This is a genomic window from Marinitoga sp. 1155, assembly GCF_001021175.1.
In the GTDB taxonomy this organism is placed as follows: domain Bacteria; phylum Thermotogota; class Thermotogae; order Petrotogales; family Petrotogaceae; genus Marinitoga.
This window is the reverse complement of sequence record NZ_AZAX01000011.1, coordinates 22,981-43,094: the sequence shown is the minus strand read 5'-3', so window position 1 is coordinate 43,094 and position 20,114 is coordinate 22,981. Positions and strand designations below refer to the sequence as shown.

The following is a 20,114-nucleotide window of genomic DNA, read 5'->3' as shown; positions in this document are numbered from 1 at the left end:
GTTTATAAAATAATAGAAAAAATAAAGGTAAAAAATCGACTCTGTCAGAGTCGATTTATTTAATATTATTTTATATCTATTGTTTTTTCTATATTCATTCCTACAAATTGTATTATTTGAGTAATCAAAATTAAGATAATTAAATCATACATTAAAATATCAAATCTAAATCTCTGATATCCATAATTTATTGCCATTGCACCTAAACCTCCTGCACCAACTGCGCCTGCTATTGCAGTATAAGTGACAAGATTTATTAGCAGTAAAGTTATATTAGCAACTATTTTTGGCAATGTTTCTGGAATTAGTATTTTTACTATAAATTCGAAATTATTCATTCCTAATGTATATGCAGTATCAATCATTTCTTTTGGTAACGAGTTAAAAGTGCTTTCACTCAATCTTGCCATAAATGGTATGGCAGCAATAGTTAAAGATACTACTGCCGATTTTGGACCAATTATTGTTCCTGCAATTAATTTTGTTAACGGTATAACCAGAACAATTAATATAATAAATGGTATAGATCGAAAAATGTTTATAATTACGTCAAATATCCTATATACAACTTTTGATATTTTTAGTTGACTGATAGATGTTAAGTATAATATTATTCCTAAAGGAATTCCAAAGATAATACTTAAAAAACCAGAAAAAAATGTCATATATAATGTTTCCAATGTTGCTTTAATTAATTCGTTTATAATATTCAAAATTCCAGCACCTCCAAAGCATAAACATGTTTTTTTAAATCATTTATAAAATTATTTGCCTGTTCTCCTTCTATTTCCAGAATTAATTTTCCGAAAGGTGCATTTTTGAAGTCTTCTATTTTTCCGTATAATATATTAAAGGTAATATCATATTTTTTAGATATTTCATTTAATATGGGTTTTCCAACGCTTTCGCCATAGAAAATAACTTTTATTATTTTTCCATTTTTAAATTTCAACTTACTATAATCATAATTAATATCTTTATAAAATTCTTCATTCAATTCTTTTTCAAATTCAGAAAAAAATTTATAAACTTCACCAAAATAATGAACTTTTCCATTTTTTAAATACAAAATTTTATCACAAATTCTCTTTATTACATCCATTTCATGTGTTACTATAATCGTTGAAATTTTCATATCTTTATTTATTTTTAATATTAATTCAAGAATTTTTTCAGTGGTTTTGGGATCAAGTGCTGATGTTGGTTCATCTAAAAATAAAATATCAGGATTGGAAACTATAGCTCTTGCAATTGAGACTCTCTGTTTTTCACCACCTGATAGATGTGCTGGAAATGCATTTTTTCTATGTTCAAGACCAACTTTTTTTATAATATTAGATACTTTTTTCTTTATTTCAGTATCCTTATTTAAAATTAAAGGCAAGGATATATTTTCAAAAACTGTTTTTCTTGATAATAAATTATAATGTTGAAAAGCTACGCCTATTTTTTTTCTAATTTTCCTTAATTCTTTCCTTGATAGTTTAGTTAAATTAATATCATTAAACAAAATTTCACCCTGAGGTTTTTTAAGTAAGTTCAAAGCTTTCAATAAAGAGGACTTTCCAGCACCGGAAAGTCCAATAATTCCCAGAATTTCGCCTTTTTCTAATTTGAAACTTATATCTTTTAATACATAGTTTTTTCCATCATAAGTAAGATTTAGATTTTTTACTTTAAACAATTTATTCACTCTCCTTAAAAAGTAGGAACTACAGCACCTTTATATTTTTCAAGTATAAAATTTTTCACCTTTTCAGTTTGAAGTATTGAAATTAATTTTTTTATTATTTTGTTATTTTCATTTTTCCTTTTTACAGCAATTATATTGGCATATGGAGAATTAGCATCTTCAATAAACAAGGCATCTTTTAAAGGATTTAAGCCATTTTCAATAGCATAATTTGTATTTATTACTGCTCCAACTATAGAAGTATCTTCCTTATATGTTCTTGGTAAATATGCAGCATCCAATTCAACAAAAGTTAAGTTATACTTATTTTCCTTTATGTCATTAATAGTAACTTTTAAAGAATTAGTATTTTTTAATTTTATTAAGCCATTTTCCTGTAGTAACAATAAGGCTCTTCCTTCATTTGTTGCATCATTTGGAATTACGACTTTATCACCGGATTTAAATTCTTTTATTGGTTTTTTAGAATAAAATCCCATAGGTTCAACATGAATTTTTGCTATTGAAACTAAATCTGTATATCCTTTATTTTTTGAAAATTCTTCTAAATAAGGTATGTGTTGAAAATAATTTGCATCAATTTGTTCTTCTTCGAGAGCTATATTAGGCTGAACATAGTCATTGAATATTACAATATCCAGCTTATAGCCAGTTTCTTTTTCAAAATCGTCTTTTATAAACTCTAAAATTTCTGCATGTGGAACAGCTGTCGCACCAATTTTTAAAGTTTTTTCCTCTCCTGTACAACTGGTTAAACTCAATACAAATGTCGCTAATAATACAATAATAATACTAACCTTTTTCACTACAACCACCTCCGGATAAAATTTTTTTTAATATGATTTAAAAAAATAAGGCCGGTTATTTTCATAACCGGCCTTCTCAATTAATTCCACTCAGCACAACAACAGAGTGGCATTAATCTTCCCTGGAGAAGACCTTGCATGCCACATCATCATCATATGTACTTTATATAATCTTTCTAAATTTTTACTTAATTCCATAATATCACCCGAATATATTTTTTTTGTATATCATTCTATTTTTTCGTATTCTAACATATATGCTCTTTAATTGTCAAGTAAACAAAAGATTATTAAAGTAAATAAAATGTAAATGGAAAAGAGCTAAAAAAAGTAGTTAGGAATTATATAAACATAAGTTTTTTTCGTTTAAAAACAGATTTAATCAATGCAAAAATTGAATCTATGAATTCATAATTCAGAATTTTAATCTAGATTTAAGTCTTTTGAATATTTATTCATTTGGACAGTCTTAATTAATTTGTTTAACTGATAATTTACTTAAAAGAAATGATTAGTTAAATTATAAGATATATACTTATTCTGTAATAATTTTAATTTTGTAATAATATTTTATAGGGGGTGGAAATATGGTGAAAAGAGAAATGACGAGAAAGTTTTTAGAAGATGCATTTTGTGGAGAATCAAAAGCTCATATGAAATATTCAATTTACGCAGAAGATGCTGAAGCACAGGGGAAAGAAAATTTAGCGAGATTATGGAGAGCAATAGCATATGCTGAATTTGTTCACGCTAGAAATCATTTCAAAGCTTTAGGATATTTAGGAGCTATAGATGCTAATTTAGAAGATTCTGCTGCTGGGGAACGTTTTGAAGTTGAAGAGATGTATCCAGTATATAAAAATTCATCAGAGTTTCAGGAAGAAAAAGAAGCGATAAGAAGTGCTCATTTTGCTTTGGAAGCAGAAAAGATACATGAAAAAATGTATAGAGATGCGAAAGAATATTTAGAAAAAAATGAAGATTTAGAAGATAAAAAAATATTTATATGTGAAATATGTGGATATACAACTTTCGATGAAATTCCAGAAAACTGTCCGGTTTGTGGTGCTTCAAAAGAAAAATTCAAAGAATTTTAGTGAGGTGAAAAAATGAAATTAGGTGATGTAATTAAAAGTGCAGATTATAAAAATGAAAAACATGTACCTGTAATAGATGCTCCAGAAAAAGTTAAAGCTGATGAATTATTTAAAATTGAAATTCAAGTTGGAAAGGATATACCCCACCCTAACACAGTAGAACATCATATATCTTGGATAGATTTATATATTCATTATGAAAATGACCCAAATACAGTTCATTTAGGAAGATTTGAGTTTGGACCATCTGTAGCGGAGCCACATGTATTAACTTATGTAAAATTGTCAAAAAAAGGAACGTTGATAGCTCATTCGTATTGTAATATACATGGGCTTTGGGAATCAGAAAAAGTAATTGATGTTGAATAAAAGAATAGCCATCCGGCTATTCTTTTTTAATATTTTTGTAATAAATATTTGTTATAATAATCACAGGTAAAGTGAATAATTTCTCCTGAGATGAAGGGAGCAATCCTAATGGAGTATCCTAACATCAAGGGAGGGGAAATAATATAGGATAATAATATTCCCCTTCCTTGATGATATATAAGGAAGGGGGATTTTTTTATGGAAAATAAAATTAGTACAGTATCTATAATAGTGTATAACAGGGAGTTGGCTTACCAAAAAGTAAGTGATATTTTACACAATTATGGAAAAAAAATACTTTTAAGAGTTGGATATCCAATGAGAGAGAAAGGCGTAGCGATAATATTTTTGGTTGTTGAAATGACGACCGACGAATTAGGAGCATTATCCGGGAAAATTGGGCAGATAGAATCTGTTAAAGTAAAAACAACAACATTAAAGATATGAGGTGATAGTATGTTTTATATTAAAGATAAAGATAGTTTGAAATCATTTATTCCTCAAGAAACAATATCTGAATTATTGGAGAAAACTAAAAATCCTGATCCAGCAAAAGTAAGAGAAATCATTCAAAAGTCATTAAATAAAAATAGGCTTGAACCAGAAGAAATGGCAACATTACTTAATGTAGAAAATAAAGATTTATTGGAAGAAGTATTTGAAGGCGCGCGAGAATTAAAAAGGAGAATATATGGTAATAGAATAGTTTTATTTGCTCCATTATATATAGGTAATGAATGTATAAACAATTGTCAATATTGTGGATTTAGAATTACCAATAAACATATTGAAAGAAGGAGTCTGTCTTTAGATGAAGTTGTTGAAGAGGTAAAAGCGCTGGAAAACAAAGGACATAAACGTTTGATAGTGGTTTTTGGTGAACATCCTAAATATGATGCTAAATTTATGACAGAAACAATAAAAACTATTTATGAAACAAAAGTAGGTAAGGGTGAAATTAGAAGAGTAAATGTAAATGCAGCACCTCAGACAGTTGGAGATTATAAATTATTTAAAGAAGTAGGGATTGGTACATTTCAAATATTTCAGGAAACGTATCATTATGAAACATATAAAAAATATCATTTAAGTGGTCCAAAATCTAATTTTCACTGGAGATTGTATGGTTTGGATAGAGCGTTTGAAGCAGGACTTGATGATGTAGGAATTGGTGCGTTATTTGGGTTATATGATTGGAAATTTGAAGCTATGGGATTATTATATCATACAATTCATTTTGAAGAAAGATTTAATGTTGGTCCGCATACTATATCTTTTCCTCGTATGGAACCAGCATTAGATACACCTCTTGCTGAAAGGCCTCCATATGCAGTTTCAGATGATGATTTTAAAAAATTAGTAGCAATATTAAGATTGGCGGTACCTTATACAGGGTTGATTTTAACAGCACGCGAACCGGTAAAAATACGAAATGAAGTAATGAAATTTGGAGTTTCTCAAATTGATGGTGGATCTTCAATTGGTGTTGGGAGTTATCATGAAAGTGATGATGAAAAATTAAAAAGAAGTCAATTTTTATTAGGAGATAATAGAACATTAGATCAAATTATTGAGGAATTAGCTGAAGAAGGTTATTTGCCATCTTTTTGTACAGGATGTTATAGACTTGGAAGAACAGGAGAACATTTTATGGAATTTGCTATTCCAGGTTTTGTGAAAAGATTTTGTACTCCAAATGCAATATTAACATTTTTAGAATATATAGAAGATTATGCACCTGAAAAAACAAAAATAATAGGTATTAGAAGAATAGAAGAAGAAATAAAAAATATGAAAAATAATCCATTGAAAGAACAATTACTTGAAAAAATAGAAAAGGTTAAAAATGGAGAAAGAGATTTATATTTTTAAGATTTATATTTTTAGGTGGTGATTATAATATCAAAGAGAGTCGAAAGAGTATATGAAAAATTAACTAATATAAGATTAGAGATGCCTGATGAAATAAAAAATATTATAGATTATTTTTTAGAAAATCAAACGTTAGATTATGAAAGGATATTATGGATATTATCTTTAAAAGATGAAAGTCAAAGAGAAAAAATTTTTAAAATAGCAGATATTGTTAACAAAGGATTAAATACAGATATAATAACTTTGAAAGGAGTAATAGAATTTAGCAATTACTGTAAAAAAAGTTGTTATTATTGTGGAATAAGAGCGCAAAATAAGCAGGTAAAAAGGTATAGAATCCCTTCAGACGAAATATTTGAAATAGCAAGAAATGGAGTGAACATGGGGTTGACCACTATAATATTACAATCTGGGGAAGATGATTATTATAGTGATGGAGAGTTAGAGAATTTGATTTATAAAATACACCATGAATTAAAAACAGCGGTTTCAATATCTATAGGTGAAAGAAGCAAAAAAGCTTATGAAAGATTTAGAAAAGCAGGAGCTTCAAAGGTTTTATTAAAACATGAAACGATTAATAAGAACCTATTTGAAAATATACATCCAGATAAAGATTATAATAAAAGAATAGAATTGTTGGATTATCTTGTGAAATTAGGATATATTACCGGGTCTGGGAATATTATAGGCCTTGTTGGTCAGACGATTGAAGATATAGCAAAGGATATAATATTCATGAAAAACCATAATATAAAAATGATAGGTATAGGTCCTTTTATCGCAACACATAATACACCATTTGAAGAATATAAAAATGGTTCTGCAGAATTAACTTTAAATGCATATGCAGCAACGAGATTAGCAATACCATATGCTCAGATGCCAGCAACAACAGCTTTGGGAACAATAGATAGAAAATATCAATTTAAAGCGCTTAATTGTGGCTGTAATGTTATTATGGTTAATTTAACACCTGATAAATATAGAGAAAATTATAATATATACGATGAAAAGATAAAAGTTGATTTATTAGATACTGCCAGACAAATTGTTAATATGGGATTAAGAATTCCACCATATACATTAAGAAAATTACCATTATTAAATAGTTAATAAGGAGGAAAGCTATGGCTTCGGCAATAAAAGGATATAGAAAATATATAGCAATTACCGGTAAAAGAAATGTTGGAAAATCAACGTTAATAAATGCAATATTAAATCAAGAGGTTGCAATTACAAGCGATATGCCAGGCACAACGACAGATCCAGTTTATAGAAGTATGGAACTTGCACCTTTAGGACCGGTAACATTGGTTGATACTCCGGGTATTGATGATACTGGAATAGTTGGTGAAAAAAGAGTAAAAAAAGCAAGTAAAGCTTTGTATAAAGCAGATATAGCATTATTGGTTGTAACTGATAATATTTCTGAATATGAAAAAATGCTGATAGATAATTTCAAAAAACTTGATATTCCTTTTTTAGTGGTTATAAACAAAATAGATGAAATAAAAAATATTGATATTATTAAGAAATCATATTTAAAATATACAAAAGAAATTATTGAAATTTCGGCAAAAGAGAAAAAGAATATAGAAAGATTAAAAGAAAAAATAGCTATGATTTTACCGCCTTTGGAAGAAGTTCCGCTAATAGCCGATTTAATTGAACCAGGGCAGTTAATAGTATTAGTAGTACCTATAGATTTAGGGGCACCAAAAGGAAGATTAATAATGCCTCAGGTAACAGCAATAAGAGAAATATTAGATAGAGAAGCAATTGTAATAGTTACAAAAGAAAGAGAGTTAAGATATACAATAGAAAAATTGAATCAAAAACCAGATCTTGTAGTGACAGATTCACAAAGTGTAATGAAAGTTGTTTCTGATATAGACATAGATATTCCCTTAACAACATTTTCAATTTTAGAAGCCAGACATAAAGGTGATCTGGCAATTTTATCTGAAGGTGTAAAAGCAATTGAAAATTTAAAAGAAAATGATAAAATTATTATTATGGAAGGATGTTCTCATAGACCTTTAACAGAGGATATTGGAAGAGTAAAAATACCAAGATGGCTTACCAACCACCTGGGTATAAATTTAAATATAGAATTTTTTGCTGGCACAGAATTTCCGGATTATGAAATTGTTAGAGATGCAAAACTAATAATACATTGTGGAGGATGTACACTTACCAGAAAAAGTATGTTAAGGAGAATAAATATAGCAAAGATGTATGAAATTCCAATAGTAAATTACGGGGTAATAATATCTTATTTACACGGTGTATTAGATAGAGCACTTGACATTTTTCCAGAATTAAAAAAAGTATAAGGAGTGGATTATGAGAGTAGAAAAAGATTTTATTGGAGAAGTTCTGATTCCTGAAAATGTTTATTATGGAATACATACACATAGGGCTTTAAAGAATTTTCCTAAAACAGGTGAAATTTTTAGTGAAAGTTTCATCTGGGCAATGTTTATGGTTAAGAAATCAGCGGCTATACTTAATTATGAATTAGGATATTTAGATAAAGAGATATCAGAAGCAATAGTTAAAAGTTGTGAAGAATGGCCGGAATTAAAAAAAGAGATAATTGTAGATCCTTTAAGTGGAGGAGCAGGAACGTCTATAAATATGAATATAAATGAAGTAATTGCAAATAGAGCTACAGAAATTTTAGGAGGGCAAAAATCAGAATATATAGTTAACCCCTTGGATCATGTGAATATGCATCAATCAACAAATGATGTTTTTCCGACTGCAGGAAAGATAGCAATTATAAAGGATTTAAGAGAATTAATTGAAAAAATAATTAAACTTCAGGATAAGATTCAAGAAAAAGAAAAGGATTTTATAAAGATAAGAAAAATAGGAAGAACACAACTAATGGATGCAGTACCCATTTTATTGGGGCAGGAATTTGGAGCCTGGGCTGACGCATTAAGTAGAGATAGATGGAGATTATATAAAGTAGAAGAAAGAATAAGAAGCGTTAATATTGGAGGAACAGCTATAGGTACGGGTATATCTGCACCAAAAGATTATATTTTGAAAATTACAAACAAATTGAGGGAAATTACAAAAATAGGAATAGCAAAAGCAGAAAATCTTATAGATACTACTCAAAATTTAGATGTTTTTTCAGAAATTAGTGGCTTATTAAAATCTTTAGCTGTGAATTTAATAAAAATATCCAATGATATTAGATTGTTAGGTTCAAATGCAATAAATGAGATAATATTACCAAAAATTCAAGCAGGAAGTTCAATTATGCCAGGAAAAGTAAATCCTGTAATTCCAGAATATGTGGTTCAATTATCAATGAGTGTAATTTCTTTTGATAACTTAATAACAACTGCGTCCAGTTTGGGGAATTTAGAATTAAACCATCTTACACCATTGATAATTCATTACACATTAAAATCAATAAAATTTTTAAAAAATGCAGTTATATCTTTAAAAAATTATATAAAATTAATAGAACCGGATGAATCAAAATGTAAAGAAAACCTTGCAAAATCATTTACTTTAATAACACCGTTAATAGACGTTTTTGGATATGATGAAGTTTCAATAATGCTTAAGAAAAATGATTATGATTTTGAAAAAACCGTAAGAGAACTATCGGAAAAACACAATATGGATTATACAGAAATAATGAAAAAATTAAAATCACATAAAGCAGCAGGGTTAGGATATAATTTTTGATGTCCCTGCTGTTTCATTATTGGTATATAAAATAAATATTAATTTTTTTCTATATGTATAGTTTGTGTTGGATAAGCAAAATTTATATCGGAATGTTTTGAAAATTCTTCTAAAATTTCTTCCCAAATTTCATGTGAAGAACCTCTTCTCTTTCTTGGTTGGCATAAATATCTTATAGTTAATAATATTCCACTATCTTTTACAGAAGTATATACAATAGGAGTTAATTTTTTATAATAAATCATATATTTAGCAGCAGCTTTTTTTAATTTTTCTTCAGCCTCTTTACTCAAATGTTCAGCATGTTTTTTTGCAATATCTAATAAAATCCCTTTAGCTTTTTTCCAGTTACTATCAAAGGTTATTAGGATAGGTATTTCATTCCATATAAATTTGAAATCTTTAGTATAATTTGCTAGATTTTGATTAAAAATTATCCCATTTGGTATGTGGATGATTCTTCCTGTACTCTGGTCAGCATTTACCCAATTTCCAATTTCTAAAATGGTAAAGTTTAATACGCTTATATCAATAACATCACCAGCAAATTTTCCGATTTCAATTCTATCTCCGATAACAAAGGGCTTTTTTGATATAATATATAGCCAACCAGCAAAATTTGTTATAATTTCTCTTAAAGAAATAGCAAGACCAGCTGAAAAAAGGCCTAAAAATGTGGAAATAGATTGAAAACCAACAAACCATAATCTTCCGATCGATAAAATGCCAATTAAAATTAGTAGATAATTAGAAGTTTTATTCCAATAGTATTTAGATTTTGAATTTTCTATTTTTTCTATAACAATGATATAGTTTATCTTTCTTATTATATATAAAATTATAATTATTCCTAATGAAAATAAAATCTTTTTTCCATAAAAAGAAGTAAAAAAAGAATTTAATAACTCCATATTTTCACCTCTTCAAAGAAAATTGTTAAGAATTCCTCAAATGTTTATCTATTTTTGGACAGGGTATTAAAAATGCTTGCGTCTAAATTATAACATAAAAAGACAAATAAAATTATTATTTATGAAATAAAAGAAATAGTAATTTAAAGAAGTATTTATATAATTTATTGAGAAAAGAAAGGGAGGTTTTAAGATGCAGGTGTCTTTAGATCAACTTATAAATGTTATTATGGCAAAATTAGAAGGTTTAGAAATGTCTTTAGAGGATTTAAAATTCAGAACTAATATAGCATTAAGAGTGTTATATAAAAATGAATTATTAACAGAAGAAAATCTGGTGGATGCTATTAAAGATGAATTTAAAGCCCATACAGAATTAGAAGGGAAAAGCTTAGAATTGCCTGAAGAAAAGGCAAAAGAAATGTCTAAGGATATATTAAATTGGATAAAAATCGATTTAGAAGAAATGAAGAAAAAAATGAAGGAATATGAAGAACAATTGAAACAAATGCTTCAACAGGCGGAAGGCCCGGATATTAGTATAGCTTCTCCGGATTTATTAAATCAATTGGAACAAATGAAAAAAAATAACAAAGGGAACAATGGTGGATTAATATTTTAATAAAAAAGCCCGTAATGGGCTTTTTTATTTTATATATGGATTTCCCGTATGTTTTGGATTAAATTTATATTGATTTAAAACAAAATCATTAACATCAATAATAGCAACAATTCCTTTTGAAGAAGCGAAATATAAGAAACCTTTATTATCCATCGATAAATTTGCACCATATCCCAGGTTAAAACTTTTCTCCACAACACCTGTTGTTTTATTTATAAATAAAATATCCTGATCTAATGTATTTAAGATAATATATTTTTCAGTCAAAACTCCAGTTCCAGGGACATATCCTATTTTTTTCTTCCATAAAATATTTCCATTTTTCAAAGCATATAAATATGTATCTTTTGATGCGACATAAACTATTTTATTTTTTTCATCTATGAGAGGAAATGAATAAGGAATATTGTCTAATTCATATGAATATAGTAATTTGCCATTTTTGTCTAAAACAGTAAAGTTTTTATCAGGGCCACAAATATAAATATTATTCATACTATCAATATTAAAATAATCTGTTTTCCCATTTAAATTTATGTAAAATACAATATTTAAATTGCTATCAAACTTATATAAATTTCCACCAATATCCAGATCAATAATATATCCTTCATAATCAATCAATGGGCTTCTTTTTGATGTAATAACGTTATATGAATATAATATATTTTCATCGTTAATTAATAATAATTTCTCAGACCATAAATGCAGCAAATAATCTTTTTCATTAAAAATAGTAACTCCAGAATATGGATTATCAACTTTTAGATATTTTGTTTTGTTAGTTTCTTTATCGATAATGCTTAGTTTATTTCTGAACTCGGATATAAATATTTTATTATCATAAATTACAGGAAAATCATAAGAATAAGAATTTAAATTATATGTATGATGTATTCCATGAGATATATCAAATTCATACAGTTTTTTTGAATATCCAATAGCGTAAAAATATTCTTCATCAATAGAAACTCCGCTATAAAAAACATCATTTATGACAAATAAATTTATTATAGAATTGGATATAAACTTAATTTTCGGGTTTTCAATAACGGTATTATCCAGAAAAATTTTATTATCATAAATTTTGTAGTCATCTAAGAAATAATTATTTCCATTTATATTGAGTCTATATATTTTTTCAGAAGAAATTTTCAATGGATTATATGAATAATCTTTTAAAAACAATATTTTTTCTTTTGGAATATTTATATTGAAATTATATATAGAAAAATCAAATAAAGAATCTTTTATAGATACCGAGTTATAGAAGAAATAGTCTCCGTTTGTTAAATATACAATATTTTTATTAATACTTGAAATATCCGGTCTGAAAGACGATTTTATAGTATTTATAGGTAAAGAAAAGATGCCATATCTTGTTTTTACAGTCCATAATTTATTTGAAATTATTTTTACAGGTGTAAAATAAAACCTTCCAAAATCAGTAGCTATTATACTGGAAATAATTCTTCTTTTTGTGACTATTATTTTTAGATCATTCTTATGTATATAAAAAAACTTATCATCGTTTTTGAAAATAAAGATATCATTTTTTATCTGAATCAAATAGCCTTTGAATGTATAATTATTGTTTAATGAAAAAAACATCTTTTCTTTTTCATCATCAGAAAATTCAAAAGTTTTGATTTCGGAAACAGGTAATTTAGTCACCTTATTATTTACTTTTAAAAAAATTTGTGAATTGTTTATCGAAAGTAACTTTCCCTCTATAATATTGCCCGATAGAGGAATGATTCTCACGGCATATAAAAGCAATGAGTTAAATAAAACTAATATTAAAAGTAACTTTTTATTCATAAACACCACCCTTTTATTAATATATCACCTGATTAATTAATATTATATCATAAAATATATAAATAAAAAAGGGAAGTGATTATTTATATATATTATTCTTGTTGGATAATATATTTCTCAGAATGGGTTTAAAAAATTAACATAAAAATTGAAAAAACTTGACAAAAAAAATAAAATATATTAAAATAATAAATAGGTATAAAAAAAACGGGGTAAATACCCCGTCGTTTTGGTGGGCTCGGGTGGATTCGAACCACCGACCTCCCGGTTATGAGCCGGAAGCTCTCACCAACTGAGCTACGAGCCCAAATAACTTAAGCGATTAGATTATAACATCTAATTTTATTTTTGTCAAGTGTTTTTTTTGAAGGGAGTGATAAAAAAATGAAAACATTAGATGTTGAAAGTAAAGAAAACTTTAATAAACTTGATCCAGTTAAAATAACATTAAATAAATATCCAAGGCTTCTTGTTTTAAAAGCTGCTTTTGAAACGCTAAAAGAAGGTAATAAAGTAACTTTAATAGAATTAGAAAGGAAAATAGTTTTTTTCTTATCGTATAATATTAAAAACAAGAAAAGGCCACATTAAAGGCCTTTTTTTGTTTTTAGACTACCTGAAAAGTTTGAATAAAGACACAAATGTTGTGTGAAAAATATTATTGAATTTTTTGGACATTAGTAGCATTAACTTTACTTATGTTATTTTTTTCATATTTTATTATTATAATATATATTCGGTATATATATTGTATTTTAAAAAAAATATGGTAAAATACCTGTGTCAATAAAAATTAAGGAGGAATAAAAATGAACTTTGAAAAGTATATTAGAGATATACCGGATTTTCCGAAACCGGGTATAATATTTAAAGATATAACACCTCTACTCGCTAATCCTGATGCATTCAGAGAAGTAATAGACGAAATGGCAAAAAAAGTGGAAAAATTAGATTTTGACACAATTTTAGTGCCAGAAGCGAGGGGGTTTTTATTTGGGTCAGCTCTTGCCTATAAGTTAGGGAAAAAATTGGTTCCTATAAGAAAACCAGGGAAATTGCCATATGATGTAGTTGAAGTTTCTTATTCACTTGAATATGGTGAAGCAAAAATTCAGATGCATAAAGATGCATTATCAAAGGGTGAAAAAGTATTGGTTGTAGATGATGTTTTAGCGACGGGTGGTACAATTCAGGCTATAGAAACATTGGTAAAAAAATTAGAAGCAGAAGTTTCATGTGTTTTATGTTTAATTGAATTGAGCTTTTTGAATCCAAGAGAAAAATTGTCGAATTTGAGAGTTGAAAGTATATTAACTTATTAATATCAATTCAGTTATGGGAGGGGTAATATGAAAGGAATAAAATTTGATTTTACTAATATGTTTTTTCCTAATATAGATAAAGGAATCAAATATGAAGAAATAAATGAATATAAAGAAAAAATAGAGAAAATAATCTCAGAAATTCTGGATGAAAAGCCCGGTTTTATAAAATTACTTGAAAACCCAAAATATTTAGATAAAATACTTGATATTCAGGAATGGGTTCAATCATTTGAAAGTTTTGTAGTTTTAGGAATAGGTGGATCGGCTCTTGGTAATATTGCTTTGCAAACCACATTAAACCCATTAAATTATAATTATATGGAAAATAGAAAAACACCCAAAATATTTATTGTTGATAATGTTGATCCTGATTTTGTTGCATCTATTTTAGATCAGATTAACCCACATAAGACATTATTTAATGTTATTTCAAAATCTGGAACAACTGCAGAGGCAATGTCCAATTATTTAATTGCAAGAGGAATAATTGAGAGCTATGGATTAGATCCGAAAAAACATATAATATTTACTACAGATCCTGAAAATGGTATTTTGAGAAAAATTGCAAAAGAAGAGGGAATTGAAACATTAGAAATTCCACAGGAAGTAGGTGGAAGATTCAGTGTTTTAACTCCTGTGGGATTATTATCTGCTTTAGCAGGAGGAATAGATATAATAGATTTAATAAATGGTGCAAAGACAATGTTTGAAAAAGTATCTAATAAAAATATTTATGAAAATCCAGCGGCATTAAATGCATTATTACATTTTCTTTATTATAAAAAAGGGTATAATATTTCGGTAATGATGCCCTATTCAAACAAATTGTTATTATTGGCTGATTGGTATAGACAATTGTGGGCTGAAAGTTTGGGGAAGAAATATAATATTAATGGAGAAGTAGTGAACGTAGGTCAAACACCTGTTAAAGCTTTGGGTGCAACTGATCAACACTCTCAAGTGCAATTATATAATGAAGGTCCTGATGATAAAGTGGTTACATTTATAAAATTAGAAAAGTTTGAAAGAGATATAAAAATACCAAAAATACATGAAGAATTTTCAGCTCTTTCATATCTGGGTGGAAAAACGTTATCCGAATTATTAAACACAGAATTATTTGGCACAGAATATGCATTAACAGAACACGGAAAGCCAAATATGAAAGTTATTTTTCCAGAAATAAACGCATTTAATGTAGGGCAGTTTTTCTTTGTTTATGAGTTTCAGACAGCTATAATGGGAAAATTACTCGAAATAAATGCCTATGATCAACCTGGAGTTGAACTTGGTAAGAAAGTTACATATGCCTTAATGGGTAGAGAAGGTTATGAGAATTTTGCAAATGAAGTAAAAGAAAAATTTGAAAAAAAGGAAAAGTTTATATTATGAAAATTATTGGCATAACAGGTTATGCTGGTAGTGGAAAAAGTACAGTAGCCAGGGTTCTTCGGGATCTTGGCTATATTGTTCTCAATCTGGATAAAATTGGACATGAAGTTCTTAAAGATAAAGAAGTAAAAGAAATGTTAAAGAAGAATTTTGGAGAAAATGTATTCGAAAATGGTGAGATAGATAGAAAAAAACTGGCAAAAAAAGTGTTTGAAGATAAAAATAAATTAAAAATACTAAACTCGATTACCCATCCAAAAATAAAGGTACAAGTAGAAGAAATAATTAAAAAGTTAAACGCAAAGAAAATCTTTATAGATGGAGCGTTAATAAAAGAAATAGGACTGGATAAAATATGTGATTATATAATATTTGTTGAGTCGACAGAAAAAAATAGGTTGGAAAGATTAACAAAATTAAGGGGGATATCTGTTGAAAAAGCTAAAAATATAATGTTAGCCCAGAAAGATATAAAATATAAATATGACTTTAAAATAATTAATAATAATGGATTAGATGTAATTAAAAAGGAATTATTAAAAATACTTGAAAAAATTTAATTTGATTTTGTTATGTTTCATGTAGTATAATATTATGTTCATCAAATCTATTCAGGAGGTGTTATAGGTGAAAAAGTTACTTTTGGTAGCCTTATTGCTGTTTGTTATGATCTTTTCTTTTGGCGAAAAAATTAAAGTTGAATTCTGGCATGCTATGGGTGGGGGACATGGTAAAACGTTAGAGGAATTAGTTGCAGCATTTAATAGAGAAAATCCGTATGTTGAGGTCGTTCCAGTTTATGTCGGTAATTACGGTGCATTATCAAGGAAATTATTGAGTACAGTTGTTGCATATAATGAAGGTACAAGAGATAATTTACCAGTTATAGCACAGGCATATTCAAACTGGACATCAAAATATCTTCAAAGTGAAGGAATAGTTGAACCATTAAATAAGTTTATATATGGGGATGCAGAGTTTAAGCAAGTATGGGAAAATCAGATATACAAAGTATTTAAAGATATTTCAGTATGGGGAGACACCATTTATTCAATTCCATTTAATAAAAGTGTATATACAACATATTATAACGTTGATTTGTTTGATTTATATGGTGTAGAACCGCCAAAAACATTGAATGAATTATATGAAGTAGCAAAGCAATTAACAGAAGATGTTGATGGTGATGGTCAGATAGATCAATACGGATTAGGGTATAGAACTACTGTAGATGATTTTCAAACATTCTTGTATGCAATGAATGGAAGAGTATTAGATTATGCAGGTAATGGAAAATGGAAGATTGTGTTGGATAAGAATTTAACAATCAAAACATTAAACTTCATGAAAAAATTAAAAACAGATGAGGTTGCATTTGTGCAGGGAGGATATTTAAATGACCCATTTGGAAACGGACAGATAGCAATGTATATGGGAACAATAGCAGGAAAACCATATGTAGAAAAATCAATAAAAGGAAAATATGAATGGACATGGGCACCATTACCTTCAGTTGATGGAGTACCTCATTCACCAATAGCAGGAACAGATTTGATAATGTTTGCATGGGCATCAAAAGCTCAAAAACAGGCAGCATGGATGTTTATGAAATTTTTATTAGATAAAGTTAATCAGGCATATTGGGCAGTAAATACAGGTTATGTTCCAGTAAGAAAAGATGTTGTTGAGACACCACAATGGAAGTCATATGTAGCAAATGATGAAAAACCTGTAATAGCATTGAATTCATTGAAAACAGCTGTTCCAGATCCAAAACCTGCAGCATGGTATGATATTAGAGGAGCATTGGGAACAGTAACAAGTGATTTCTTATACGATAAAATTACCGCAGAAGAAGCATATAACAGAATGATAGAAGAGTTGAAAAATTTACTCATAGAAAATGAAGAATTATCAGAATAAAAAAAGGCGCGAAAGCGCCTTTTTTTATTATCAACTGTAAAAACAACTAATAAAACTTTTTGGACACCCTTTTTAAAATTTTAGAGAATATTTAGAAACTGTTTTGTTACAAAAAATTAACTATATTAATATATCAGGTGATTTGACAATGATATAAAATGATGATATAATTTGTTTATAAAATGATAAAAAGGAGGTTAATTTTTATGGCAAGAAGGCCAAATCCAACATTAAGAGCAAAAAGAAAAGAAAATTTAATGGATTCTATAATTAAAATAATAACGGAGGAATCAATAGCTGAAGCAACTACCAGACATATTTCTGAGATGTCTAATTTAACGATAGCTTCTTTACACTATTATTTCGGATCCAAAGATGGTGCATTAGTCGCTACAGGTGAAAGTATTTTAGAAGATTGGATAAATGAATTTTTTAAAAAAAGAACTATGACTGCTGAAGAAAAAATTAGAAGAATATATGCTCCACCAAAATATATGATAGCCTTTTCTCAAATATTGACTTATCCATATAGGCAAAAAAAAGTTTCAAGAAAAGCGAGATTGCTTGATATGAATTTTACCAATACAATAAAAGAATTTTTAAAGATGCATGAAATAGGTTTAGAAAATCTAGAAAATACGACGGAATTAATCAAAACATTTTTAATAGGTTTAAGTTTTAAAATTATTGTCAATCCGGATATTTTAGATTCAGAATTGGAAAATTTGAGGAATTTCTTTAATAAGAAAGAGGAATTACCAGATATAAAAGGATTTAAATGAGGAATGGTAATTCCTCTTTTTTTATTTTTTTATAAAATATAGAATTACGATTATATTTAGGTTTAAATATTTGTAATTAAATGTTATTGAATGTTTTTGAATTTTATAATTTCCCCTTTTTATTATAAAATATAATACTATATATATTTGAGTTATAATAAAGAAGGTGGGAATATGTTTTTTTATTTATTACCGGCAGTATTTTTTGGGTGGTCATTGGGTGCAAATGATGCAGCTAATATTTTTGGTACAGCGGTATCAAATAGAATTGTAAAATATCGGACAGCTACTATTATTTCTGCAATTTTTATATTAATTGGAGCAGTATTAGGAGGAGCTAAAGGAATAGAAACAATTAGTAACGTTACAGCACAGAGTTTGATTTCTGGGTCAATTTCAGTATTGTCAGCAGCAATTACAATGACAGTAATGACATATTTTGGAGTTCCCGTCTCATCTTCTCAGGCGATAGTTGGTTCAATTATGGCAGTTGGATTGATAGAAGGTGGGGTAAATTGGTCAATAATTTTGAAACTGGTTCTGGCATGGGTGGGAACACCAATTGGAGGTATGATTTTTGGATTTATTTCCTATAAAATTCTATCAATTCCTTTTAATAAAATAAAATCTATATATATGAAAGAAAGAGTTGTTCAAATTGCCACTCTTATTATTGGAGCATATGGGTCTTATTCTCTTGGTGCAAATAATGTTGCAAATATTACAGGCGTGTTTGCCAGTTCAATAGGTGTTAGTACGGCAGCACTGGTTGGGGGGCTTGCAATATCTTTTGGAGTATTAACATATAGTTATAAAGTTATGATGACAGTTGGCCGTCAAATAATAGAACTTGATTATTTTTCTGCAGCAATTGCTGTGCTTGGTGAATCAATAACAGTGTGGATATATGCATTACTTGGTATACCAGTTTCTACATCACAGGCGATAGTTGGTGCAGTAATTGGTGCTGGCTATGCGAGAGGCTCAAGATTAACAAATAAAAAGATATTATTCAAAATATTAAGTGCATGGGTTAATACACCTATTTCAGCAGGAATAATTACAGCGATTATATACTTTGTGTTTAGAGCAATTTTTAAAATAAGTATTTAGCAGGAGGTGCCAAATATGGGATTATTTTTTGGTAAAAAAGAGAAAAAAATTATAGAATTATTTGATCAACATCTTGATGCTGTTGACAGAACAATAGAAGTGCTTGTAGAATTAATAAAAAATTTAGATACAAAACCTGAAAGAATAAGAGAGCTTTCAGATAAAGTAAGAAATGCAGAAACCGAGGCAGATCATATTAGAAGGCAGGTAGAATCAGAAATGTATTCAGGAGCTTTTTTGCCTAATTTCAGAGGGGATTTGCTTGGTACTGTTGAGTCTATGGATAGGATTGCAAATAAAGCAGAAGGTGTTGCTGATGAAATAGAGCTTCAAAATTTATCAGTTCCAGATGAAATATTACCAGATCTGGTTGAGCTCATAAAAAAATCCCAGGTAACATATAAAGCAGTTAAAGAAGCTGCAAAAGAGATGTTTGAAAATTTTGAAAAGGCTAATGAAATGATTTTAAAAACCGAAAATTATGAGCATGAGACTGATATTATAGAAAGAAATACAATAAGAAAAATATTTTCACTTGATATATCACTTGCAAAAAAAATACAGTTAAAAAAGCTTGTTCATAGGATTGCAGATATATCTGATACATCTGAAGATGTTTCTGATAGAATTCAAATAATTATATATAAAAGAAAAGTATAAAAGGTGCG

Annotated in this window: 21 protein-coding genes and 1 tRNA gene; 16 read left to right on the top strand and 6 right to left on the bottom strand. The window is 27.9% G+C overall.

The genetic code is table 11. The features are described 5' to 3' along the window. Positions 1–65: 65 nt before the first annotated feature. Genes X274_RS04400 through X274_RS04390 form a run of 3 tightly spaced genes read right to left on the bottom strand, consistent with a single transcriptional unit; the run spans position 66 to position 2,499 of the window. Positions 66–713, bottom strand: coding sequence for a methionine ABC transporter permease (locus tag X274_RS04400; protein ID WP_052913172.1), 648 nt, complete (start codon positions 711–713; stop codon positions 66–68). Further along, positions 710–1,684: a methionine ABC transporter ATP-binding protein gene (locus X274_RS04395; protein WP_047265597.1), complete on the bottom strand. Its 975-nt coding sequence runs from the start codon at positions 1,682–1,684 to the stop codon at positions 710–712. Before X274_RS04395 ends, X274_RS04400 begins: the two co-directional genes overlap by 4 nt. A 14-nt stretch (positions 1,685–1,698) precedes the next feature. Further along, on the bottom strand, positions 1,699–2,499 hold the full coding sequence (locus tag X274_RS04390) for a MetQ/NlpA family ABC transporter substrate-binding protein (protein WP_047265596.1): 801 nt from the start codon (positions 2,497–2,499) through the stop codon (positions 1,699–1,701). 587 nt (positions 2,500–3,086) lie between these two features. On the opposite strand from X274_RS04390, the gene X274_RS04385 reads away from it, so the two are divergent. From X274_RS04385 to X274_RS04355, 7 genes are all read left to right on the top strand, one after another. Next, positions 3,087–3,596: a rubrerythrin family protein gene (locus tag X274_RS04385; protein WP_047265595.1), complete on the top strand. Its 510-nt coding sequence runs from the start codon at positions 3,087–3,089 to the stop codon at positions 3,594–3,596. A gap of 12 nt (positions 3,597–3,608) precedes the next feature. Continuing rightward, positions 3,609–3,965 (top strand): class II SORL domain-containing protein, encoded by a 357-nt coding sequence (locus X274_RS04380; RefSeq protein WP_047265594.1) that lies wholly within the window; start codon positions 3,609–3,611, stop codon positions 3,963–3,965. Between the two features lie 198 nt (positions 3,966–4,163). Then, positions 4,164–4,412: a TM1266 family iron-only hydrogenase system putative regulator gene (locus X274_RS04375; RefSeq protein ID WP_047265593.1), complete on the top strand. Its 249-nt coding sequence runs from the start codon at positions 4,164–4,166 to the stop codon at positions 4,410–4,412. Positions 4,413–4,421: 9 nt separating this feature from the next. Continuing rightward, complete coding sequence (gene hydG, locus X274_RS04370; RefSeq protein WP_047265592.1) at positions 4,422–5,837, top strand: [FeFe] hydrogenase H-cluster radical SAM maturase HydG; 1,416 nt, start codon at positions 4,422–4,424, stop codon at positions 5,835–5,837. A 15-nt stretch (positions 5,838–5,852) separates the two neighbouring features. Next, the gene (gene hydE / locus X274_RS04365) at positions 5,853–6,956 is read left to right on the top strand and encodes a [FeFe] hydrogenase H-cluster radical SAM maturase HydE (protein WP_231580383.1); all 1,104 of its coding nucleotides are present in this window, start codon (positions 5,853–5,855) and stop codon (positions 6,954–6,956) included. A 14-nt stretch (positions 6,957–6,970) separates the two neighbouring features. Beyond that, positions 6,971–8,179, top strand: a complete 1,209-nt coding sequence (gene hydF / locus X274_RS04360) for a [FeFe] hydrogenase H-cluster maturation GTPase HydF (protein WP_047265591.1) — start codon at positions 6,971–6,973, stop codon at positions 8,177–8,179. Between the two features lie 10 nt (positions 8,180–8,189). After that, positions 8,190–9,557, top strand: coding sequence for an aspartate ammonia-lyase (locus tag X274_RS04355; protein WP_047265590.1), 1,368 nt, complete (start codon positions 8,190–8,192; stop codon positions 9,555–9,557). Between the two features lie 38 nt (positions 9,558–9,595). Here the strand turns inward: X274_RS04355 and X274_RS04350 are convergent, their stop codons facing one another. After that, entirely contained in the window at positions 9,596–10,468 is an 873-nt protein-coding gene (locus X274_RS04350) for a mechanosensitive ion channel family protein (protein ID WP_047265589.1), read from the bottom strand. A gap of 193 nt (positions 10,469–10,661) precedes the next feature. Between X274_RS04350 and X274_RS04345 the strand changes: the two genes are divergently transcribed. Beyond that, positions 10,662–11,090 carry a hypothetical protein gene (locus X274_RS04345; RefSeq protein WP_047265588.1) on the top strand — a complete coding sequence of 143 codons (429 nt, stop codon included), beginning with the start codon at positions 10,662–10,664 and terminating at the stop codon, positions 11,088–11,090. 24 nt (positions 11,091–11,114) lie between these two features. Here the strand turns inward: X274_RS04345 and X274_RS04340 are convergent, their stop codons facing one another. Then, on the bottom strand, positions 11,115–12,911 hold the full coding sequence (locus X274_RS04340) for a PQQ-binding-like beta-propeller repeat protein (protein WP_047265587.1): 1,797 nt from the start codon (positions 12,909–12,911) through the stop codon (positions 11,115–11,117). Positions 12,912–13,141: 230 nt separating this feature from the next. Then, positions 13,142–13,218, bottom strand: a tRNA-Ile gene (locus X274_RS04335). Positions 13,219–13,295: 77 nt separating this feature from the next. On the opposite strand from X274_RS04335, the gene X274_RS04330 reads away from it, so the two are divergent. The 8 genes from X274_RS04330 to X274_RS04295 all read left to right on the top strand — a co-directional run bounded on the left by X274_RS04330 (position 13,296) and on the right by X274_RS04295 (position 20,106). Continuing rightward, a complete protein-coding gene (locus X274_RS04330) occupies positions 13,296–13,502 on the top strand; it encodes a hypothetical protein (RefSeq protein ID WP_047265586.1) in 207 nt (68 codons plus the stop codon). Positions 13,503–13,720: 218 nt separating this feature from the next. Beyond that, positions 13,721–14,233: an adenine phosphoribosyltransferase gene (locus X274_RS04325; RefSeq protein ID WP_047265585.1), complete on the top strand. Its 513-nt coding sequence runs from the start codon at positions 13,721–13,723 to the stop codon at positions 14,231–14,233. Positions 14,234–14,260: 27 nt separating this feature from the next. Next, complete coding sequence (locus tag X274_RS04320; protein ID WP_047265584.1) at positions 14,261–15,628, top strand: glucose-6-phosphate isomerase; 1,368 nt, start codon at positions 14,261–14,263, stop codon at positions 15,626–15,628. After that, positions 15,625–16,188, top strand: coding sequence for a dephospho-CoA kinase (coaE, locus tag X274_RS04315; RefSeq protein WP_047265583.1), 564 nt, complete (start codon positions 15,625–15,627; stop codon positions 16,186–16,188). Before X274_RS04320 ends, coaE begins: the two co-directional genes overlap by 4 nt. Positions 16,189–16,255: 67 nt before the next feature. Beyond that, a complete protein-coding gene (locus X274_RS04310) occupies positions 16,256–17,551 on the top strand; it encodes an extracellular solute-binding protein (protein ID WP_047265582.1) in 1,296 nt (431 codons plus the stop codon). 206 nt (positions 17,552–17,757) lie between these two features. Continuing rightward, positions 17,758–18,333: a TetR/AcrR family transcriptional regulator gene (locus tag X274_RS04305; RefSeq protein ID WP_047265581.1), complete on the top strand. Its 576-nt coding sequence runs from the start codon at positions 17,758–17,760 to the stop codon at positions 18,331–18,333. A gap of 174 nt (positions 18,334–18,507) precedes the next feature. Further along, complete coding sequence (locus tag X274_RS04300) at positions 18,508–19,446, top strand: inorganic phosphate transporter (RefSeq protein WP_047265580.1); 939 nt, start codon at positions 18,508–18,510, stop codon at positions 19,444–19,446. A gap of 15 nt (positions 19,447–19,461) precedes the next feature. Then, a complete protein-coding gene (locus X274_RS04295; RefSeq protein ID WP_047265579.1) occupies positions 19,462–20,106 on the top strand; it encodes a TIGR00153 family protein in 645 nt (214 codons plus the stop codon). Positions 20,107–20,114: the final 8 nt, after the last annotated feature.

Bases quoted from the DNA above. Each gene is read 5' to 3' on its own strand.
- hydF (WP_047265591.1), top strand. From the start codon at position 6,971: ATGGCTTCGGCAATAAAAGGATATAGAAAATATATAGCAATTACCGGT.
- X274_RS04295 (WP_047265579.1), top strand. From the start codon at position 19,462: ATGGGATTATTTTTTGGTAAAAAAGAGAAAAAAATTATAGAATTATTT.
- coaE (WP_047265583.1), top strand. From the start codon at position 15,625: ATGAAAATTATTGGCATAACAGGTTATGCTGGTAGTGGAAAAAGTACA.
- X274_RS04320 (WP_047265584.1), top strand. From the start codon at position 14,261: ATGAAAGGAATAAAATTTGATTTTACTAATATGTTTTTTCCTAATATA.
- X274_RS04305 (WP_047265581.1), top strand. From the start codon at position 17,758: ATGGCAAGAAGGCCAAATCCAACATTAAGAGCAAAAAGAAAAGAAAAT.
- X274_RS04350 (WP_047265589.1), bottom strand. From the start codon at position 10,468: ATGGAGTTATTAAATTCTTTTTTTACTTCTTTTTATGGAAAAAAGATT.
- X274_RS04345 (WP_047265588.1), top strand. From the start codon at position 10,662: ATGCAGGTGTCTTTAGATCAACTTATAAATGTTATTATGGCAAAATTA.
- X274_RS04325 (WP_047265585.1), top strand. From the start codon at position 13,721: ATGAACTTTGAAAAGTATATTAGAGATATACCGGATTTTCCGAAACCG.
- hydG (WP_047265592.1), top strand. From the start codon at position 4,422: ATGTTTTATATTAAAGATAAAGATAGTTTGAAATCATTTATTCCTCAA.
- X274_RS04355 (WP_047265590.1), top strand. From the start codon at position 8,190: ATGAGAGTAGAAAAAGATTTTATTGGAGAAGTTCTGATTCCTGAAAAT.
- X274_RS04330 (WP_047265586.1), top strand. From the start codon at position 13,296: ATGAAAACATTAGATGTTGAAAGTAAAGAAAACTTTAATAAACTTGAT.
- X274_RS04340 (WP_047265587.1), bottom strand. From the start codon at position 12,911: ATGAATAAAAAGTTACTTTTAATATTAGTTTTATTTAACTCATTGCTT.
- X274_RS04375 (WP_047265593.1), top strand. From the start codon at position 4,164: ATGGAAAATAAAATTAGTACAGTATCTATAATAGTGTATAACAGGGAG.
- X274_RS04300 (WP_047265580.1), top strand. From the start codon at position 18,508: ATGTTTTTTTATTTATTACCGGCAGTATTTTTTGGGTGGTCATTGGGT.
- X274_RS04380 (WP_047265594.1), top strand. From the start codon at position 3,609: ATGAAATTAGGTGATGTAATTAAAAGTGCAGATTATAAAAATGAAAAA.
- X274_RS04385 (WP_047265595.1), top strand. From the start codon at position 3,087: ATGGTGAAAAGAGAAATGACGAGAAAGTTTTTAGAAGATGCATTTTGT.